Genomic DNA, 16,834 nt, shown 5'->3' with positions numbered 1-16,834 from the left:
ACTCATCAAGTTTTGCGCAAAAATTTATACGTCCTAACTTCTAAATAAAGGTGGAAAAATTGCAGCAGTTTGCTATTGGTCAACGTTGGTTATCAGACACAGAAACAGAATTAGGACTAGGTGTTCTGATTGATGTAGATGAGCGATCGGTCAGCATTTTATTCCCTAAAAGTGATGAAACCCGTGTCTATGCACGCAATAACGCACCTTTATCGCGCATCATTTTTAATGTAAATGATGAAGTTCAAGACCAAGAAGGCAATGTGTGGACGGTTGAGTCGGTTGAAGACCGTCATGGTGTATTACGTTATAACGTGGTGCGTCGTTTGCAAGACGGCAGTGAAGAAAAGAAATCGCTGAACGAAACCCGTATTGGCGCCAGTATCCAACTTTCAAAACCCTTAGACCGCTTGCTTGCTAGTCAAATTGACTATAAAGAATGGTACGACCTGCGTATTGAAGCCTTGTTGATGCAAGCCAATATGCAAAGCAGTCCGCTGCGTGGCTTGGTCGGTTCGCGCGTAGGTTTGATTCCACATCAACTTTATATTGCACATGAAGTCGGAAAGCGTTTTGCGCCACGTGTCTTGTTGGCAGATGAAGTTGGTTTGGGTAAAACCATCGAAGCAGGTTTAATCATCCATCAGCAACTCAAAACAGGACGTGCGGAAAGAATTCTGATTTTGGTACCTGATTCGCTGCAATATCAATGGATGATTGAAATGCGTCGCCGTTTCAATCTGCAATTCTCTTTGTTCGATTTAACTCGCACGGCATCCATTAAAGAACACGATCCAGAATTAAATCCATTCCTGACTGAACAATGCATTATTGCTTCAGTAGATTTAATGATTGACCACGATGACTTACGTGAACAAGCTTTAGAAGCAGGGTTTGATTTGCTGGTGGTCGATGAAGCGCATCACTTAATGTGGAGCGAAGAAGAAGGTGGTAATGATCGTTATGATTTGGTCGAAGAATTAGCCGAACAAACTGCAGGAGTGTTATTGCTCACAGCAACGCCTGAGCAATTGGGTGTAGAAAGCCATTTCGCACGTTTACGTTTACTTGACCCGCAGCGTTTTAGTTCGCTAGACCGTTTCTTGGATGAAGAAGCGCAATATCAGCATACGGCAAAAATTGCTGAAGTCTTAATGTCAGATGCCGCATTGGAAGAAAGCCATTTGGCTGCACTAGAAGGCTTATTGGGACATCGCATTGAAGATAACCCAGAGCAGCGTTTCCGTGCCATCCACGAATTATTAGACCGTCATGGTACAGGACGTATTTTGTTCCGTAATACCCGTGAAGCAATTCAAGGTTTCCCAGGTCGTGATTGTCAGCCTGCGCCATTACCTGCACCAGAAAATTGGTCTAAAGATGGTAAGCTGCGTGAACAAATGTGGCCAGAAGAAGCACAGCTCGATGGCAGTTGGATGGAAACTGACCCGCGTGTAATGTGGTTAATGGAGCGTTTACGTAGCGATTTAAAACATAAAAAAGTGCTTTTAATTGCGCGTAGTGGTCCTGTGGTAGAAGCCCTTGAAAATGCGCTCCGCCTACATGCAGGTATTCGTACTGCAATGTTCCATGAAGGCATGAGCTTGTTGGAGCGTGACCAAGCGGCAGCATATTTCGCAGAAGATTCGTATGGTGCGCAAATTTTATTGTGTTCAGAAATTGGTTCAGAAGGACGTAATTTCCAGTTTGCATCAGACTTAATTTTGTTTGACTTGCCTGCTAATCCCGACGTGTTAGAACAACGTATTGGCCGTTTAGACCGTATTGGGCAGGAAAACCGTATTCAAATTCATGTGCCGTATTTGGTGGGGACTGCACAAGAGCGTATGTTCCGTTGGTATAACGAAGCACTCAATATTTTTAGCAATATTTCACCCACTGCACAAACCTTGCAAGAAAACTTTATTGTTGATTTAAAAGACTGCTTATTGGCAGATTTAGGACAAAAGTTTGAAGATTTGCTAGAAGCAGTCAGCTTACAGCGCGAAGCTTTGGAAGCCGAATTACAAGCTGGACGAGATCGTTTATTGGAATACAACTCATGTCGTCCTGTAGTGGCACAAGAAATTGTGCAGGCACTTGAAGAGTATGATGACAATACTACGTTGCCGATGTTTATGAAGCGCTTTATGGCATCGACCAATATCGACTTTGATGAGCAAAGTAACGGTACGGTGATTATTAAACCAACCGATCAGATGCAGGTTCAAGGTTTAACTTTAGATGAAGAAGGCATGACTGTGACTTTCTATCGCGATCAGGCACAAATTCGTGAAGATGCTCAGTATTTGACCTTGGAACATCCATTCACCGAAAGTGTGATGGAAATGATCAATACGCAAGGTTTTGGTAGCACCAATGTTGCAGTATTAAAATCTGCAGCTTTGCCACAAGGCTCAGTATTGTTAGAAGTCTGGTTTAAGGTAGATGTTATTGCACCTAAAGCTCTGAACTTACCGTCCAGTTTGCCGCAACAACTCATTCGTGTGTTATTGAGTGAAAAAGGTCAGGATTTATCGCAAAAAATTTCGTCTGAAGTTTTAAAACCTTATTTACATCATTTAGATGGTAACAGTTGCCGCCAAGTGGTGAAAGCACGCCGTGATCTGATTGAAGCACGTTATAAACAGGCTTTGGAATTGGCTAAAGCTGCCTTGCCTGAATTTAAACAACAAGCCAAAGACGTATATAGCAAAAAATGGCAATATGAGATCGATCGTTTAAGCTATTTGAAACAATTTAACCCAAGTATTCGTGAAGATGAAATTACACGTTTACAGAAATTGCAAAAAGAAGGTTTGGCATTATTAGATGGTTTATCGGTCACGCCTGAAGCGATTCAGGTGATGGTGGTGGTAAAGCCATAACGGATTGATTTTAAATTTGAATATGTTGTATTTATGCTAAAGCGCCTTCGGGCGCTTTTTTTTATGGCTATGTTGAATTATTTTGTCATTCGGTTATTTAGTTAGCGTTGTTAGTGCCTATCAGAAAATACGTGTTGAGCAGATATTCAACTTCTACCTCAAAATTGTCTTCGGGTTGCATCATATAAAATAAATCACTAAATAACTTAAACTGAGGATGTGTCTGTAACAACATAATTCTCACCTCATAAAAACGCTGTTTGCCGCGCTGCATATAGGCATGTTGCAGTTTTTCGAGTGAAACATTGTTTAAGGTAGGTTGTTTAAGCGCAATTCCACCGCAGTGAGGCAGAATTTCAGTTAAGCTTCCTAAAATAAAATCTGCCTCAAGACCTTCGGCAACAATTACTTCGGGTTGATATTTTTGACTAAGCGTGACGATCTGCTGCTGAATAGTGGCGGCATCTTGTGATAAATCGAGTGTAATCTTGCGTTGTGGTTCAGTCTGAGCCATATCATCAAGAAATAGCATATTATTTTGCCTTCGTATTTGTTGTTATTGCTATAGCATCGTAAAAAATTCAGCATGACTTGTCGAATTTCAGCGTCATAAAGTGACGTGTAATTTTTCGTTGAAAAAAATATGCGGCAGATGAAAATAGATTCGTCCAAAATAAAAAAAGCAGCTTTAAATGGACAAAGTAGCTTGGATAGGAAGGGATAAACTAGAATTTATCAGATTTTCGCTTCATCTAAATGACGTGCACCTTCTAAAATCATACGAATCATAATCATGGTTTGTTCGGCAGTTTCTTTACGTGCTGCAGTCGGCATATCTATGACTTTAGCGCCCATATTAAATACTAGTTGTGTAATGGCTTTAGCTGCAATGTCGGGATGTGCCAATTTACTGTTATTTAGACGCTCCAAACGAATTAAATCATCCTGCAATTCTTGCTGGAAATAATTCAACTGGCGCTCAACAGCAAGTTTATAAGAGGTTGAACCCGTATAACCTTCACGTAATAGCAGACTTAAATTGCCTTCATCGGTATCTAGTTGTTCAATAAATACCTCAACCGAACTGCGAATAATGCTGTTTTGTTTTGATGCTTTTAAACGTGCTTCGTGCAGAATTTGACGCAACACCACACCTGCACGATCAATCAGTTCAATCGCAAGTTCATCTATATCTTTAAAATGACGATAAAAACTGTTTGGTGCGATGCCTGCTTCACGTGCAACTTCACGCAAACTTAAAGATGCGATACTTTTTTGTGGGCCAATTAAATTTAATGCTGCCTGAAATAACTCTTGTTTGGTAATGGTGGCTTTACGCCCAACCGTACGCACGACAAGAGGCTCACGAACCGTTTCAGATTCTGGGAAAGTCACATCATGGTTTGTTTTCATGGCAGGTTGAGTCATATTTTCAATAATTTATAAGCTTAGAGGCATTATAGCGGCTGCGCTAGTACTTGTGAAATGATTAGAAACAATACAAGTGTATATACAAATATATATACATGTGTATAATAATTAAAATTTCATCGGGTGGTGCTGAATCATGCAGCTAACTGAAAAAAGAAAATCTCCCTTAACCAGTATTGCAACTGCAGTACTAGATCCTTATGCAGCAAACTTCTGGTTGCAAAAAATTAATCCATTATGGTCGGTGAATCAGTCACTCGGCAAAATTGTAAAAAAAGAGCAAACCGCAAAAGATGTGGTGAGTCTCACACTACAAGTCAATAAAAAGTTTCAAATGGGTGCAGCAGGTCAGCATCATCCAGTTTATGTAAACATTCAAGGTGTACGCTATGAGCGAACTTATAGTTTGACTCAGTTAGATGCACAACATGTTTTATTGACCGTGAAAAAGGTCGATCAGGGTAAAGTCAGTACATGGCTGGTTGAGCAGGCTAAGTTGGGCGACACATTAGAATTTGGTGTACCTTATGGCGACATGCAATTGCCTGCTCAAACGCAGCCTTTAATTTTATTGGCAGCGGGCAGTGGTATTACGCCAATGTACAGCTTCATTCAGAATTTGGCGCAGTCAGGCCGTTTGGATAGTACTTCAATTCATTTGCTATATTGGGTTAAAACCTTTGCAGATGCAGCATTTAAAGCACAATTCGAAGCTTGGGCAGAGCAATTTCCTAACTTTACATTTCAAGTATTTTATACCCAAGAGCCGAGTTTGAAACACAGTCGTTTAAATGCGGAACATCTACAAGACTTGGCAAATATGGATCAGAGCACCGTATTTGCATGTGGTCCATCTGGATTTACCACTCAGGTAGAGCAACTGTTTACTCAAGCTGCCGTGGTGAAAACTGAAGCTTTTAGCATGAGTCCTGTTTTAGGGGATGATGTGGGCTTGGTACAAGTAACCTTAACCAAATCTAAAAAGATTGTGACCATTTCAAAAGGAAAATCAATTTTAGAAAGCCTAGAGCAGCAAAATATCAAACCGAAATATGGGTGCCGCATGGGTATTTGCCATAAATGCGTATGTAACAAAGCTGAAGGCTCAACAAAAAACTTGGTGGATAGCGTTCAAAATAGTGAACCAAATAACCAGTTAAAAATATGTGTTAACTCAGCACAAACAGATTTAATTATTGATTTATAAGCGAGTTCCGATTATGAATATGCCAGTGAAAATAGAATACTTTCGCAATCCTAAAAACCGTGAACTCACTCAATTTGAATTAGATGAGCTTGCACGTGAATTAGACGCTATTAAACAAGAAGTTTTGGATGATATTGGCGAGAAAGATGCCAAATACATCCGCCGTGTTTATTCAACTATTCGTTATAGCTCAATCGCGGGTCGTGCATTATTGTTCGCAGGTTGGTTCCCGCCAGCATGGGTTTTGGGTACAGGCTTATTGGGCTTTGCCAAAATTATGGAAAACATGGAATTAGGACATAACGTCATGCATGGTCAGTATGACTGGATGAATGATCCTAAATTCAATGGCGCAAGTTATGAATGGGATACAGTAGGTACTTCAGATAACTGGCGTCAAACCCATAACTTTAAACACCATACTTATACCAATATTAAAGGTATGGATGATGATATTGGTTATGGTTTGGTGCGTTTGTTTCCAGAACAGCGTTGGAGATCGGGCTATTTATTGCAACCTTTATACAGTATTCCGTTCTGCTTATTGTTCCAATGGGGTGTCGCAATTCAGAATTTAGAAATTGGTAAAATTTTGAATGGTCGTAAAAGCAAAGCCCAAGCTAAAAAAGAATGGCAGCCAATGCAGAAGAAAATTGGCAAACAATTGTTCAAAGACTATGTGTTTTTCCCACTAATTGCTGGCCCATCAGCTCTGCCAGTATTTACAGGTAATTTGGTTGCGAATGGGATTCGTAATATTTGGACATTCAGTATTATTTTCTGCGGTCACTTTACAAAGGATGTAGAAGTATTTCCAAAGTCTGTGATGCAAAACGAAAGTCGTGGTCACTGGTATATGCGTCAAATTCGTGGTTCATCGAATCTTACAGGTTCTGAAGCATTTCACATTTTGACAGGGCATTTGAGCCACCAAATTGAACACCATTTATACCCAGATATTCCTGCACGTCGCTATCGTAAAATGGCACCAAAAGTACAAGCGGTGTGTGAAAAATATGGCTTGAACTACAACAATGCGAGCTTAGTTAAACAGTACGGTAGTGTGCTTAAACGTATTGTGAAATATGCTTTTCCGTTTAAGAAGTAAACAGTGTTATTCTTTTGAGGTCGTTATTGTAGTGAATTAATCAAATCGCAACAAACGCATTTAGATAAATCCATGAAAAGCAACTCTAACAGGAGCTGCTTTTTTTATGCATGATTGCAATTTGATAAGAGAGATAAGACCGCTTTGGTACATGATATACCCATAACTAATGGTAGGGAAAATTGTGTAATTTTTTGTAGGATTTTATTTAAAAATAACAATGTGAAAAGCGCTGTTTTGGTATTTTTTGCAATTGTGAATTTAAATAACTTTAAAAATAAAAACCTATACTCTGTATAGGTATGGCAAGCAAAATATCACTCCATATCAAAAAAAGTGTGATATATATCACATCATAATTTTTTAATATTTTAAAACATTGAATTATATAGTTTATATTTTGATATATTATAACGTAATATTTTTCGATTTTGGCTAATTATTTTAGATTTGTAGTGATACTTAAAAATGCACTAGAATTTTAGTTGTAGTGAATGGTTCTATGATTATGCAAGTGAAATGAGCATTTAGACAAATTATATATACGCTTATTTGTGTTACTTTATTATATATATACGTACCGATTGTGAAGAGAGTAATATAATGTCTAAAAAAAGTGTCTCAGGTTGCCAGCCTAAACAATCAGGTTTTACGCTTATCGAACTCATGATTGTTGTGGTAGTTCTTGCCATTCTTGCTGCAATCGCAATGCCAATGTATTCAAATTATATTACTAAAGCCAAGGCCCGTAATGCGGGGGCGGATTTAGTCGCATTAGGCTTGGTGCTCGAAAGTCTATATCAGCGTAACTTAACTTATACAGCTCCTACACCCAACCCAACGACAACTACTGCGCAAACTGTAGCGCATGCAACTGCATGGCAACCTGCTGAGTCCGATACTTTTGTATATACGATGGAAATTAAAAAGTTGGATCCCGCAGATACTCGAGATGGTTATGTATTAACGGCTACAGGCAATGGTCGTAATGCAGGTTGTAATTTAACACTGAATAATAAAAATGCGCGAACGATTACAACATCATCTGGTTGTGGTGGGTTAACGTCATGGTAAAGCAACGTGGTGTGACGCTCATTGAGTTGATGATTGCTATCGCCTTGTTGGCAATTTTAGCTTTAGCAATTTTCCCTTTAGGGCGTGCTTGGGTTGCCAATGCACAAATTACCAAAACAGAGAAATTGTTTTTAGAGGCCTATGCACGCGCAAAAAATGAAGCATTAAGGAATCCTAATGCTGTCAAAGGTAATACTAAAGCAGCTAGTTTAGAAGTAACTTCCAATAATGTACTTGTAAAAGACAGTAACGATGTCAGTATTTGGAGTGTTGATATTGCACCAACTGTGACAGTGACTTTATCAACACCATGTTCGCAAAAGGTGATTTTTAATAATAATGCCCACAACATTACGACAGGGTGTGGACTATATACCATCACAGCAAGTGGAGGTAGCAATGCAACAGGTAATCTATAAAAGTATGATGATGCATAGACACCAACAAGGTGCGACCTTAATTGAAGTATTGGTTTCAATGGTGCTTATGGCAATTATTGGTTTAGGCGCTGCTTATATTTCTGGTCGAACAGCAGTTGTTCATCGTGACCAAAATATTCATTTACATACAGTCAATCAAATGCGCCAGCAATTAGAGGACTCCGCTGAGTGTGGTGGTAAAGCAGTTGGATCACATGAAGTGCAAATACAGGTTGCAGGAACGACTGTAAATTTAAACTGTGTGGTAAGTAAGGGGTCTTATACAGTTGCTGCAAAGGACTCAACAGGTGGAGGAGTGGCTTCATCAACTGTGGGAGGTATTAAGGTTGATGCAGCAACACTCGCTGTTAAAGAAACAGATACTTTCGTTCCTGTTAAGGTTGTAATATCACCGTGAAGAGGAGAGGGAAAATGTATCACCTAAAGTTTTCACAGCGTGGTATTTCTTTGATTGAAATTCTAATCGCGCTTGCGCTTTCTATTATTATTATTTTAGCAATGCTACGTGCATTTGTGACAACAGGTAAGGTTACGGCTGAAGCTTCGCTTGGTGCTAAAGTTGACAGTCATATTATGTTGGGTTTGATTGCAACAGACCGTATTTTGCAAGGTATCGGTTATGGTTTGATTAATCCAACAAGTTCGGATTTTGCAGTATTAGATAGCAATGGTACTACCGTTTCTTTGGGTGCAGTGGGTAAATATTTAGTTTGGAAAATTTCAAATACACATTGCCAAGCTTTATATAGCCATCAAAATGGTTTGTATTTATACGGTAAAACTGATGTTGGTTATGCCTGTTCTAGCTTAGCTAAACCTGCTGATTCAACTATAAAGGAACTATTAATTCAGGTAGATCATTCTGCTTTAAATAACTCTGGTGTTGGAAATACGAACAACAAGATTGGTGAAATTGATATTAAAGTTCAATCTGTAGCGCCTGGTTGTAGCCCTTTTGGTATTAAAGGTCATTCAGGTGTCGGCTTAGGTAAGTATCAAGCAGTTTTATTGGCAAATACTTATGCAGCAAGTACAGATAGCACGCCACGTACAATTCAAAATATCACATGCCTATTTAACTTTAAATAGGGGGAGGAAAAGTCATGCAATATTCTATGCAGAAAAAAAGAAATTTGGATCAGCCCATTTCTTTTCATAAGCAGGCAGGTATTTCCTCGCTTTTATTTATTGTATTGGTGGGTTTGTCATTAACGGTACTGACTGTAGGTTATATGTCTTCTATGCGTAATCTACAGTCAAGTGCAACGACTGCACATGCGCAGACTCAGGCGCAAATGAAAGCGATGATGGGTTATCAGGCATTAGCCGACTTTTTGAAAGGTCAGTCAATTGAAAATGTTCAAAAGATTAAAGATGGCACAATTGAAGGTGGTGGGCAGATAATTCATTATGAGCGCGTGGTTTGCCCTTCTGGTAGTGCAGCGTCTCTCTATTGTTTTGATATTAAGGGAGTGAGTGGTGGTGCTAGTGCAATTATACGATCTAATTTTAATATCATTGATGAGTTAGAAACAAAGTCACAGAGTGGTTCAGTTTTTGCTGGTGGTCTGCGAGTAAATAAGTTGGAAGACTTGTCTGCGAAAGGAATTACTCTTGAAGTGGCAGGTGGAATTATCAATAAGAATAATAATCATGTCTACGGTCAGTCAGAATTGAGCACCGCAGGTATTACAGTCATACCTTATAAGCCAAAAGACTTCATTAAACCAGAAGATGCTCGTAAAGATGCAAATTATATTTTTTATTTGGAAGATAATGTTGCTAAGTGTGCAATTAATAATATTTTTGATTCAACAACAATTCCAAATAAAAGAATTGAAATAGAAACAGAGTTAGGCAATGCTGGTTCAACACCTTGTCCTAGTAGTGTGACGTACAATGGTTCTGTTTGGACGGTAGATGGTTCAAGTGGAAACTTGGCGGGCATGTTATGGTTTGAAGGTGATGTAGTTGTTAATTTATCAAAAGATATAAATTTTAAAAATACTGTAATATCTACTCAAAAGATTAAAACAGAACTACTCGATGAGAAGAAGGATTCATTATACGAAGCATTTGCTCCCCATCATTTTATTTTAACGGCTGATACAACAACTCTTAAAAATGAGCGTCTACACCAAATCTGTCCTGATAACTATCCATTACAATATTGTGAGTCAAAGGGAATTTTAAAATCAACGGCATTAATGCAACAAATGCCTGCTATAATGGCAAATATATTGTTTTTGGCACAAACTATTGAGTTAAGTGCTGGTAAGGAAAAACAACACAATATCGTTGCAAACTATTACGGAAATATTATAGCGAATGGTGCTGCTGGTGGTACAGGAAGTGCATCAGGTAAATTCACTGGAACAGGTGTTCTAAATATTCGCGGAAACCTTATGGTTGTGGGTGAAGCTGACATGACGAATATGCTTGGTGATTTTAGTATGAAGTTAAGTAATGCTGATTCTGCAGGTAACTATATTCCTGTGTATAAAAAAGTAATCACCATAGGCGGCATCCGCTACATGTAATTTTTCTTTCCCTTTCAAACCCACAATTCAAATTGTGGGTTTTTTATTTCATCAATAAAAAATCAGGCCCGTTTTTTATAAGCCACAATTTCTGGTAATGAATGATCTACACCCACCATATAAGAGTAAGTCGCTAAACTCAGCATGGCATGATCTTCATCACTATTGCCATAAGCATAAATAGCTGCATAATCTTTTACATCGTATTGTTCTAAAATCCGTATTTTCTTTTGTTCCCGACTGCAATCAGGTGTTGAATATCGCCCAGTGAATTGTAGATTTTTAATTTCCGTTTCAGTACAAATCAAAGCGACATTTAACTGCTGACAAATATACTGTAAATAAATATCTACACTGGCAGAGACAACCACCACATCATCACCATTGAATTGATGCTGCTTTAATTGTTGTACCAGTTGTGGGTTTAGATCATGTAATAAATCTACTACGTAGCGCTGTGCAAATGCTAATATTTCAGCTGTACTTGCATCTTTAAACATAGCATTAAACAATTTAGGACGCATGGCATGTGCAGGATAGACTTTTAAATAATAGGCCTGAATCCAAGGCAAGATTTTAAGTCCTTGCTTAAAAATATGCCGCTTAGATAAAGCATAGAAAATAAACCCTGTAAAACTATCTTTGCTGCACAGGGTTCCATCAAAATCAAATAGGGCTAGATTTTTATATTTTTGGCTTTTTGCATGCATGTTTTATAACGTCCATTGACTCGCGTGGCAAACCAATTGGTGTTGTAATCTCGACTCAGTTTAGGCCCTGAAATAACCACTTGCGGCATCGTGGCATAAAATGGCTCTTTGCCCGTTTGCGCTTTATAGAGTTTCGTGACCGCCAAATAAGTCGCAGTGTCTTCAAATTTCTTTTCTTTTTCTTTTTTTAAGTCGGCACGAATTTGGCGTGGGGTGACTAGAATATTATGTTTGGCAAAAACAGCAATTAATTCGCGTTCAGATTCACTCTTTGCATTACGCACGCTACCATCTTTAGTGTAAAGCAGCAAATCACCATCTAAATCGAGTTCAGCTTCAGTTAAATCATTTAGCATGCTTTGGAATGCGGCATTGCGGCTCGAATACATGCCAGAGTTATAGTCCGCAAAACGGTATAGCGGTTGATCGTAATCGGCAGGGTACATCATTAAGCGATGAATCCCGTAATATAATCCGCCATATTGAGTGTATAGATCGCTGCGTAACTCTGCGATGTTACCGCTTTGGCGTTTATGCTCTTTGGCATAGCTAATATGTACTTGCATCGAGCCTAAAGTAGTAATTGGATTAAGTTTTTCGCCAATATTTTGTCCAAACAGTTTGGCAGCACCTGTTAGTGCGGAAACATGATAATGCTTTGCCATGTAGTCAAAAATTTCACGGTATAGTTCATCTAATTCACGTTCAGTTTTTACCCGACGCATTTGACTCAAATAGTTTTCTTCAGGGCTAGGGTGGTTTTTCAGCACATCCTGAAAATAGCCTGCAACCGTGCCGCCAATTGCTTCGCCCAGTTTGTCTTTAAATTTTTCATCTAAACGATCTTGCACTTCTTTAACAGCTTTTTCACCCAAACCATAAACTTGTGGGTCTGCTACAAAGTTAGATTCCTGATCAACCACAGCAATAATGGTGCACATATTTTCTTTAGTTTGTGGAATACCCAATTGCTCAGAAATATCATAAATATCTTTAGCCCAAGCACTGCGTTCACTGACCCGATTCGGAATAAGTTTGCGGATTTGTTCTGCTTCAAGGGTTGGCTCATTGTCCTTAGACCACCATGCGCTATCTCCACATGCAGCCAAGCTGAGTGATAAAGCCATCACGCTGAAGGATTTCATCAAAGAATTGAATACAGTGTCTTTCATAGATAAGGGAAACTCGTTCCAAATGGATGAGCCCAAAGGGCAGATGCAGTATACTATGCCAATCGTTAAAGTTAAGAATATATATGTATATTGGTCCCTATCAACTGTCAAATAATTTGATCGTTGCCCCCATGGCAGGCGTCACAGATAGACCCTTTCGCTCACTGTGCAAGTACTTTGGTGCAGGGCATGCTGTTAGTGAAATGATGGCTTCTGATAAAACCCTGCGCATGAGTAAGAAAAGTTTGTACCGTGCTAATTTTGATGGCGAACTGGCGCCAATTTCCGCACAAATTGCTGGTTCGGACCCACATGATTTAGCTGAAGCCGCGCGTTATCAAGTCGCTAATGGTGCGCAAATTGTTGACATTAACATGGGATGTCCTGCTAAAAAAGTCTGTAATAAACTGGCAGGTTCAGCTTTATTGCAAGATGAAGATTTGGTGGCGCGCATTTTAGATACCGTTGTTGGAGCGGTAGATGTGCCTGTCACACTCAAAACCCGTTTAGGTTTTTTGAATGGGCAAGAAAATATTTTACGGGTTGCCAAACGCGCAGAACAAGCAGGCATTGCTGCATTAGCATTACATGGCCGTACTCGCGAAGATATGTATCTAAACACAGCGCGCTATTCACTGATTAAAGAAGTGAAAAGCATGCTCAATATTCCTGTGATTGCCAATGGTGATATTGATAGTCCTGAAAAAGCCAAATATGTCTTGGACTTTACAGGTGCAGATGCCATTATGATTGGGCGTGCAGCACAGGGACGTCCGTGGATTTTTCGGGAAATTGCACATTATTTAGCAACAGGGGAGTTGCTTGCCGCACCGAGTATTGCAGAAGTTCAAAAAGTCTTATTGGGGCATTTAGCCGAGCTTTATGAGTTTTATGGGGAATATTCAGGTTGTCGAATTTCACGTAAACATATTGCGTGGTACACCAAAGGTTTACGTTCCAGTAATGAATTTCGTCAAAATATGTATCGAGTGGAAAGCACAGCAGAACAATATAAAGTAGTGCAAGATTACTTTAATCAGTTACTCTCGCATGGTGAAATCATGAGTGATGTGCAGGTTGAAACCGTGAATTTGTTAGACACAAAGTAGTCGCATGCAAATATATGCTTTAGCTTATTTGAAACTAAAATATAAACTCAAGCATGATACACAGTTGAGTTTTCTGTGCCTATATTTAGCGTGCGTGAATCATTTCCAAAACTAACTGATTAATTAAATCTGCGGCTTCTAATTCACGAATCTGACTCACATTACTCCCTGCCCAAAAAGCAGCATAACCTTGTTCACCTTGTGTTACGGCTGCTGCATGCAACTGTTTTGCAAGATCATAGGTATACGGATAGGTGGGCACAGTTAAACGATCTGGAGTATCAACCTGTGTATGCCAATGATTAATTAAACCACGAGCAGGACGTCCAGAAATACTATCGGTAATTTGAGTAATATTTTGCTGAAATAAAGCTTGTCGATAAGCTGGATTGGCGTTAGAGCTTTTACATTGTACAAAAGCTGTACCCATTTGTACTGCAGAGGCACCCAATTTCAACATTAACTGTGCTTGCTGACCATTCATAATGCCACCAGCTGCTACTAATGGTAGGGTGCTGTTTTCACGAATGAGTTGTACTAAATCACTGGTTTTAATTGCACTATCAAAAGATTGGTTAAAAATTCCACGATGTCCACCAGCTTCAATTCCTTGAGCAATAATAATATCAATTCCAGCTGCTTCAATCGCCTGAGCTTCGGCTAAGTTGGTTGCTGAAACCATGGTAATGATCCCTGCATCTTTTAAAGCCTGAATTTGATGTGCATGTGGAATCCCGAAGTGAAAACTGACCGCTTGCGGTTTAGTTTCTAGAACAAGATCTAAATATCCATCATGATCTTTAAAACTTGGATAAATACAATTCAGTTGACTTGGTGCAGTTGCGCCATAGCGTTCAAAGATTGGCTCAAAATATGAAATCCACGCTTGTGCAGCGACTTCATCTAATGGGCTTGTTTCATGGCAAAAGAAATTGGTTTGAAATGGAAAATCGGTCAATTCTTGAGTGCGTAAAATTTGCTCACGTGCAGCATCGACGGTATGTGCACCTAAACCGAGTGAGCCCAAACCACCTTGATTAGAAACCTCGGCTGCAAGTTCGGGGGTAGAAACGCCAGCCATTGGAGCAAGAAAAATAGGATGCTTTATATTCAGTTGTTCTATTGTGGTCATATTATTTACTCCATGTTTTTATCTACTTTGCCCAACTCTAGATTGATTGGCAAATCATATACGTCATTTTCTTATGAAATATTAAGATGAGCAATATCATAAAATTTGCAGATACTTTCAGGCATAATAAGCCTGATGTGTGAATTGATGAGTAAATTAATGAAGCCTTTCGTTTATGGTGGTTTGCTTGTGATGTGTGGGTTAGTTGCGTGTAGCAATCCACAGAAAACTCAAGAAAATATTGACTCAAAGCAATATCAGGTACAGGATGCAGCAGCATTGCAGCAACGTATAGATGCTTTAAATGCCAAATTGGCGCAAGACTTCAAACAATTTAAACAAGCCGAGAATATCGCATTTGCGCATCAATTCCCTTTAGATGTGAATAATTTACAAACTTTGAGTCAGCACTTGGTCGCGAGTACTGCTTTAAAGTCGACTAAAATTGCCTATTGCGACATGATGAATGGTTATTTTGCCGAATTATATCGCTTAGGACATTACAATCTAGATTTACTTAAAGATGTAAAATTAGCGCGTGCAGAGCAGGAAAATTTGGTTGCAAATTTTGCCAATGCTGAATCTTATTATGATTTTATTTTGAATCGTTATACCAGTTACCGCCAAGTACAACAGACCATGGGCTATGGTTGTAATTTAAAAGCTGCATTGTAATTTCGGCAGGATTTGGGTGTATTGTTTAAATCGTGTTAAATAAAAAACTCCTAAGAGCATGCTCAGGAGTTTTTTTTTAACAACTCAATTATTGTTGTGCTTTGTCTTTCACGTTTGCTGCACCTTGTTCAACTGCACCTGCAGTAGCAGCAGTTGCATCTTTAGCGGCTTGTACAGTCGCATCAGCTGCATTTTCTGTCGCAGTTGCAACATTGTGTGCGGCGTTTTCAGTTGCTTGCGCTGCATTATCTACAGCTGTTGCTGTAGCGGCAGCAGCTTCATGAGTTGCATCTTCAGCATCATGTGCCGCTTGAGCTGCAGCGTTTTCTAAGTGTTCACCCGTAGTTGCCCCTGTTTCTGGTGCTTTTTCTTTTGCACAACCTACAAGTGCCACAGTAGCAGCAAGACCTAAAGCAATAAGTAGTTTATTCATTATCATGTTTCCTTTATTTACATCCACTTAAGATGGGATACTGCGAATATAACCAAAAAATAATCAATTGGATGCTAAAAATTGTTCAAATAATGTAATGGATTTATTGGCAAATCATTGCATTTTGAGCACTTAAATCGAGATTTGGCTTTGTTGAACAAATACCTAACATGATCATTTTATTGTATTTGTTTTTATTAAAATTTAAAAGAACCTTTAAAATATCAGTATCTTGCAAAATATTTATGCAATATGGCGCATCGCTAATTTTTTTAGTTGATAGCACTATCAATATGCTTTTGTCTTCTACAAAGCGTGGTGTACGAATATCACTGATATTCGGGACTGCTCATCCGCAAAATTTAATCAGACCTTTTACAAAGCCAATGACCATAGGTAAAGATAAACGGAATAAGGATTTAATCATTAAGCAGCATTGGATGGCTGCGTCGGAGTAGGTTTGATTTCGTCCTTGTTTACCTTTTTCTGAAGCATACCATTGCGTAGCAGGATCGAACCAAATGGCAATATTTCTCCGATGAATGAGAGCTCGGTTATGTGATCACCAATGGGTTGTACGATAAATTTTAGGTGTAGGTTTATTCATTTGAAAATTATATTGTGGAATAAGCCTCTTAGAGATAAGCTGTCATTAAAAAGTAAACATGTATTCTTTTCCGAATTGGTTTGATACTCTCTCCACCCATTGCTCTATTTTATCAGCTGTCATGACTTGAAAATCTCGCCAATAATATTTCATCTGCTTCCATACCATCTCGATTCGATTTAACTCAGGGCTATAAGCTGGAATAAAATACAAATTCGTCGAAAAGTTACTTTTAAGTAGCTCTCTGTAATCAGCCATCTTTTTACTTCTATGAATCGAGGCATTATCAACAATAAGAACCAATGGAA

Annotated in this window: 17 protein-coding genes and 1 pseudogene; 10 read left to right on the top strand and 8 right to left on the bottom strand. The window is 38.9% G+C overall.

The window, feature by feature from the left end:
* Positions 1 to 50: 50 nt before the first annotated feature.
* Complete coding sequence (rapA, locus tag B2W49_RS04465; RefSeq protein ID WP_291334932.1) at positions 51 to 2,888, top strand: RNA polymerase-associated protein RapA; 2,838 nt, start codon at positions 51 to 53, stop codon at positions 2,886 to 2,888.
* 97 nt (positions 2,889 to 2,985) lie between these two features.
* On the opposite strand, the gene B2W49_RS04460 is transcribed toward rapA, so the two are convergent.
* On the bottom strand, positions 2,986 to 3,420 hold the full coding sequence (locus B2W49_RS04460; RefSeq protein ID WP_291334930.1) for a hypothetical protein: 435 nt from the start codon (positions 3,418 to 3,420) through the stop codon (positions 2,986 to 2,988).
* Positions 3,421 to 3,623: 203 nt separating this feature from the next.
* Complete coding sequence (fabR, locus tag B2W49_RS04455) at positions 3,624 to 4,301, bottom strand: HTH-type transcriptional repressor FabR (protein ID WP_291334928.1); 678 nt, start codon at positions 4,299 to 4,301, stop codon at positions 3,624 to 3,626.
* A gap of 154 nt (positions 4,302 to 4,455) precedes the next feature.
* On the opposite strand from fabR, the gene B2W49_RS04450 reads away from it, so the two are divergent.
* From B2W49_RS04450 to B2W49_RS04420, 7 genes are all read left to right on the top strand, one after another.
* Positions 4,456 to 5,526, top strand: coding sequence for a ferredoxin reductase (locus B2W49_RS04450; protein WP_291334926.1), 1,071 nt, complete (start codon positions 4,456 to 4,458; stop codon positions 5,524 to 5,526).
* A gap of 13 nt (positions 5,527 to 5,539) precedes the next feature.
* Positions 5,540 to 6,634, top strand: a complete 1,095-nt coding sequence (locus B2W49_RS04445) for a fatty acid desaturase family protein (protein WP_291334924.1) — start codon at positions 5,540 to 5,542, stop codon at positions 6,632 to 6,634.
* A gap of 603 nt (positions 6,635 to 7,237) precedes the next feature.
* Positions 7,238 to 7,708 (top strand): type IV pilin protein, encoded by a 471-nt coding sequence (locus B2W49_RS04440; protein ID WP_291334922.1) that lies wholly within the window; start codon positions 7,238 to 7,240, stop codon positions 7,706 to 7,708.
* On the top strand, positions 7,702 to 8,127 hold the full coding sequence (locus B2W49_RS04435; protein ID WP_291334920.1) for a prepilin-type N-terminal cleavage/methylation domain-containing protein: 426 nt from the start codon (positions 7,702 to 7,704) through the stop codon (positions 8,125 to 8,127). Before B2W49_RS04440 ends, B2W49_RS04435 begins: the two co-directional genes overlap by 7 nt.
* Positions 8,108 to 8,545, top strand: coding sequence for a PulJ/GspJ family protein (locus B2W49_RS04430; RefSeq protein WP_291334919.1), 438 nt, complete (start codon positions 8,108 to 8,110; stop codon positions 8,543 to 8,545). Before B2W49_RS04435 ends, B2W49_RS04430 begins: the two co-directional genes overlap by 20 nt.
* A 14-nt stretch (positions 8,546 to 8,559) precedes the next feature.
* Entirely contained in the window at positions 8,560 to 9,237 is a 678-nt protein-coding gene (locus tag B2W49_RS04425) for a hypothetical protein (protein ID WP_291334917.1), read from the top strand.
* Between the two features lie 14 nt (positions 9,238 to 9,251).
* Positions 9,252 to 10,688 carry a hypothetical protein gene (locus B2W49_RS04420; protein ID WP_291334915.1) on the top strand — a complete coding sequence of 479 codons (1,437 nt, stop codon included), beginning with the start codon at positions 9,252 to 9,254 and terminating at the stop codon, positions 10,686 to 10,688.
* 62 nt (positions 10,689 to 10,750) lie between these two features.
* Here B2W49_RS04420 and B2W49_RS04415 read toward each other — a convergent pair whose 3' ends face one another.
* Both B2W49_RS04415 and B2W49_RS04410 read right to left on the bottom strand, forming a co-directional pair.
* The gene (locus B2W49_RS04415) at positions 10,751 to 11,398 is read right to left on the bottom strand and encodes an HAD family hydrolase (RefSeq protein ID WP_291334913.1); all 648 of its coding nucleotides are present in this window, start codon (positions 11,396 to 11,398) and stop codon (positions 10,751 to 10,753) included.
* A complete protein-coding gene (locus B2W49_RS04410; RefSeq protein WP_291334911.1) occupies positions 11,365 to 12,570 on the bottom strand; it encodes a DUF1615 family protein in 1,206 nt (401 codons plus the stop codon). The genes B2W49_RS04415 and B2W49_RS04410 overlap by 34 nt, the downstream gene beginning before the upstream one ends.
* Positions 12,571 to 12,653: 83 nt before the next feature.
* Between B2W49_RS04410 and dusB the strand changes: the two genes are divergently transcribed.
* The gene (gene dusB, locus B2W49_RS04405; protein ID WP_291334909.1) at positions 12,654 to 13,679 is read left to right on the top strand and encodes a tRNA dihydrouridine synthase DusB; all 1,026 of its coding nucleotides are present in this window, start codon (positions 12,654 to 12,656) and stop codon (positions 13,677 to 13,679) included.
* Positions 13,680 to 13,764: 85 nt separating this feature from the next.
* Here the strand turns inward: dusB and B2W49_RS04400 are convergent, their stop codons facing one another.
* Positions 13,765 to 14,811: an NAD(P)H-dependent flavin oxidoreductase gene (locus tag B2W49_RS04400; RefSeq protein ID WP_291334907.1), complete on the bottom strand. Its 1,047-nt coding sequence runs from the start codon at positions 14,809 to 14,811 to the stop codon at positions 13,765 to 13,767.
* Between the two features lie 159 nt (positions 14,812 to 14,970).
* On the opposite strand from B2W49_RS04400, the gene B2W49_RS04395 reads away from it, so the two are divergent.
* Positions 14,971 to 15,486 (top strand): hypothetical protein, encoded by a 516-nt coding sequence (locus tag B2W49_RS04395; RefSeq protein WP_291335027.1) that lies wholly within the window; start codon positions 14,971 to 14,973, stop codon positions 15,484 to 15,486.
* A gap of 88 nt (positions 15,487 to 15,574) precedes the next feature.
* Here B2W49_RS04395 and B2W49_RS04390 read toward each other — a convergent pair whose 3' ends face one another.
* The 3 genes and pseudogenes from B2W49_RS04390 to B2W49_RS04380 form a co-directional block, all read right to left on the bottom strand.
* Complete coding sequence (locus tag B2W49_RS04390; protein ID WP_291334905.1) at positions 15,575 to 15,919, bottom strand: hypothetical protein; 345 nt, start codon at positions 15,917 to 15,919, stop codon at positions 15,575 to 15,577.
* 275 nt (positions 15,920 to 16,194) lie between these two features.
* A pseudogene (locus B2W49_RS04385) lies at positions 16,195 to 16,526 on the bottom strand (transposase); the annotation flags it as partial.
* A gap of 45 nt (positions 16,527 to 16,571) precedes the next feature.
* A partial coding sequence (locus tag B2W49_RS04380) for a transposase (protein ID WP_180062054.1) occupies positions 16,572 to 16,834 on the bottom strand: 263 nt, incomplete at its 5' end.

This window comes from Acinetobacter sp. UBA801, from assembly GCA_002296655.1.
GTDB lineage: Bacteria > Pseudomonadota > Gammaproteobacteria > Pseudomonadales > Moraxellaceae > Acinetobacter.
This window is presented reverse-complemented; position numbering and strand designations above follow the sequence as displayed.

Coding starts and splice junctions, on each gene's coding strand:
- B2W49_RS04460 (WP_291334930.1), bottom strand. CDS start 3,420: ATGCTATTTCTTGATGATATGGCTCAGACTGAACCACAACGCAAGATT.
- fabR (WP_291334928.1), bottom strand. CDS start 4,301: ATGAAAACAAACCATGATGTGACTTTCCCAGAATCTGAAACGGTTCGT.
- B2W49_RS04450 (WP_291334926.1), top strand. CDS start 4,456: ATGCAGCTAACTGAAAAAAGAAAATCTCCCTTAACCAGTATTGCAACT.
- B2W49_RS04445 (WP_291334924.1), top strand. CDS start 5,540: ATGAATATGCCAGTGAAAATAGAATACTTTCGCAATCCTAAAAACCGT.
- B2W49_RS04440 (WP_291334922.1), top strand. CDS start 7,238: ATGTCTAAAAAAAGTGTCTCAGGTTGCCAGCCTAAACAATCAGGTTTT.
- B2W49_RS04435 (WP_291334920.1), top strand. CDS start 7,702: ATGGTAAAGCAACGTGGTGTGACGCTCATTGAGTTGATGATTGCTATC.
- B2W49_RS04430 (WP_291334919.1), top strand. CDS start 8,108: ATGCAACAGGTAATCTATAAAAGTATGATGATGCATAGACACCAACAA.
- B2W49_RS04425 (WP_291334917.1), top strand. CDS start 8,560: ATGTATCACCTAAAGTTTTCACAGCGTGGTATTTCTTTGATTGAAATT.
- B2W49_RS04420 (WP_291334915.1), top strand. CDS start 9,252: ATGCAATATTCTATGCAGAAAAAAAGAAATTTGGATCAGCCCATTTCT.
- B2W49_RS04415 (WP_291334913.1), bottom strand. CDS start 11,398: ATGCATGCAAAAAGCCAAAAATATAAAAATCTAGCCCTATTTGATTTT.
- B2W49_RS04410 (WP_291334911.1), bottom strand. CDS start 12,570: ATGAAAGACACTGTATTCAATTCTTTGATGAAATCCTTCAGCGTGATG.
- dusB (WP_291334909.1), top strand. CDS start 12,654: ATGTATATTGGTCCCTATCAACTGTCAAATAATTTGATCGTTGCCCCC.
- B2W49_RS04400 (WP_291334907.1), bottom strand. CDS start 14,811: ATGACCACAATAGAACAACTGAATATAAAGCATCCTATTTTTCTTGCT.
- B2W49_RS04395 (WP_291335027.1), top strand. CDS start 14,971: ATGAAGCCTTTCGTTTATGGTGGTTTGCTTGTGATGTGTGGGTTAGTT.
- B2W49_RS04390 (WP_291334905.1), bottom strand. CDS start 15,919: ATGAATAAACTACTTATTGCTTTAGGTCTTGCTGCTACTGTGGCACTT.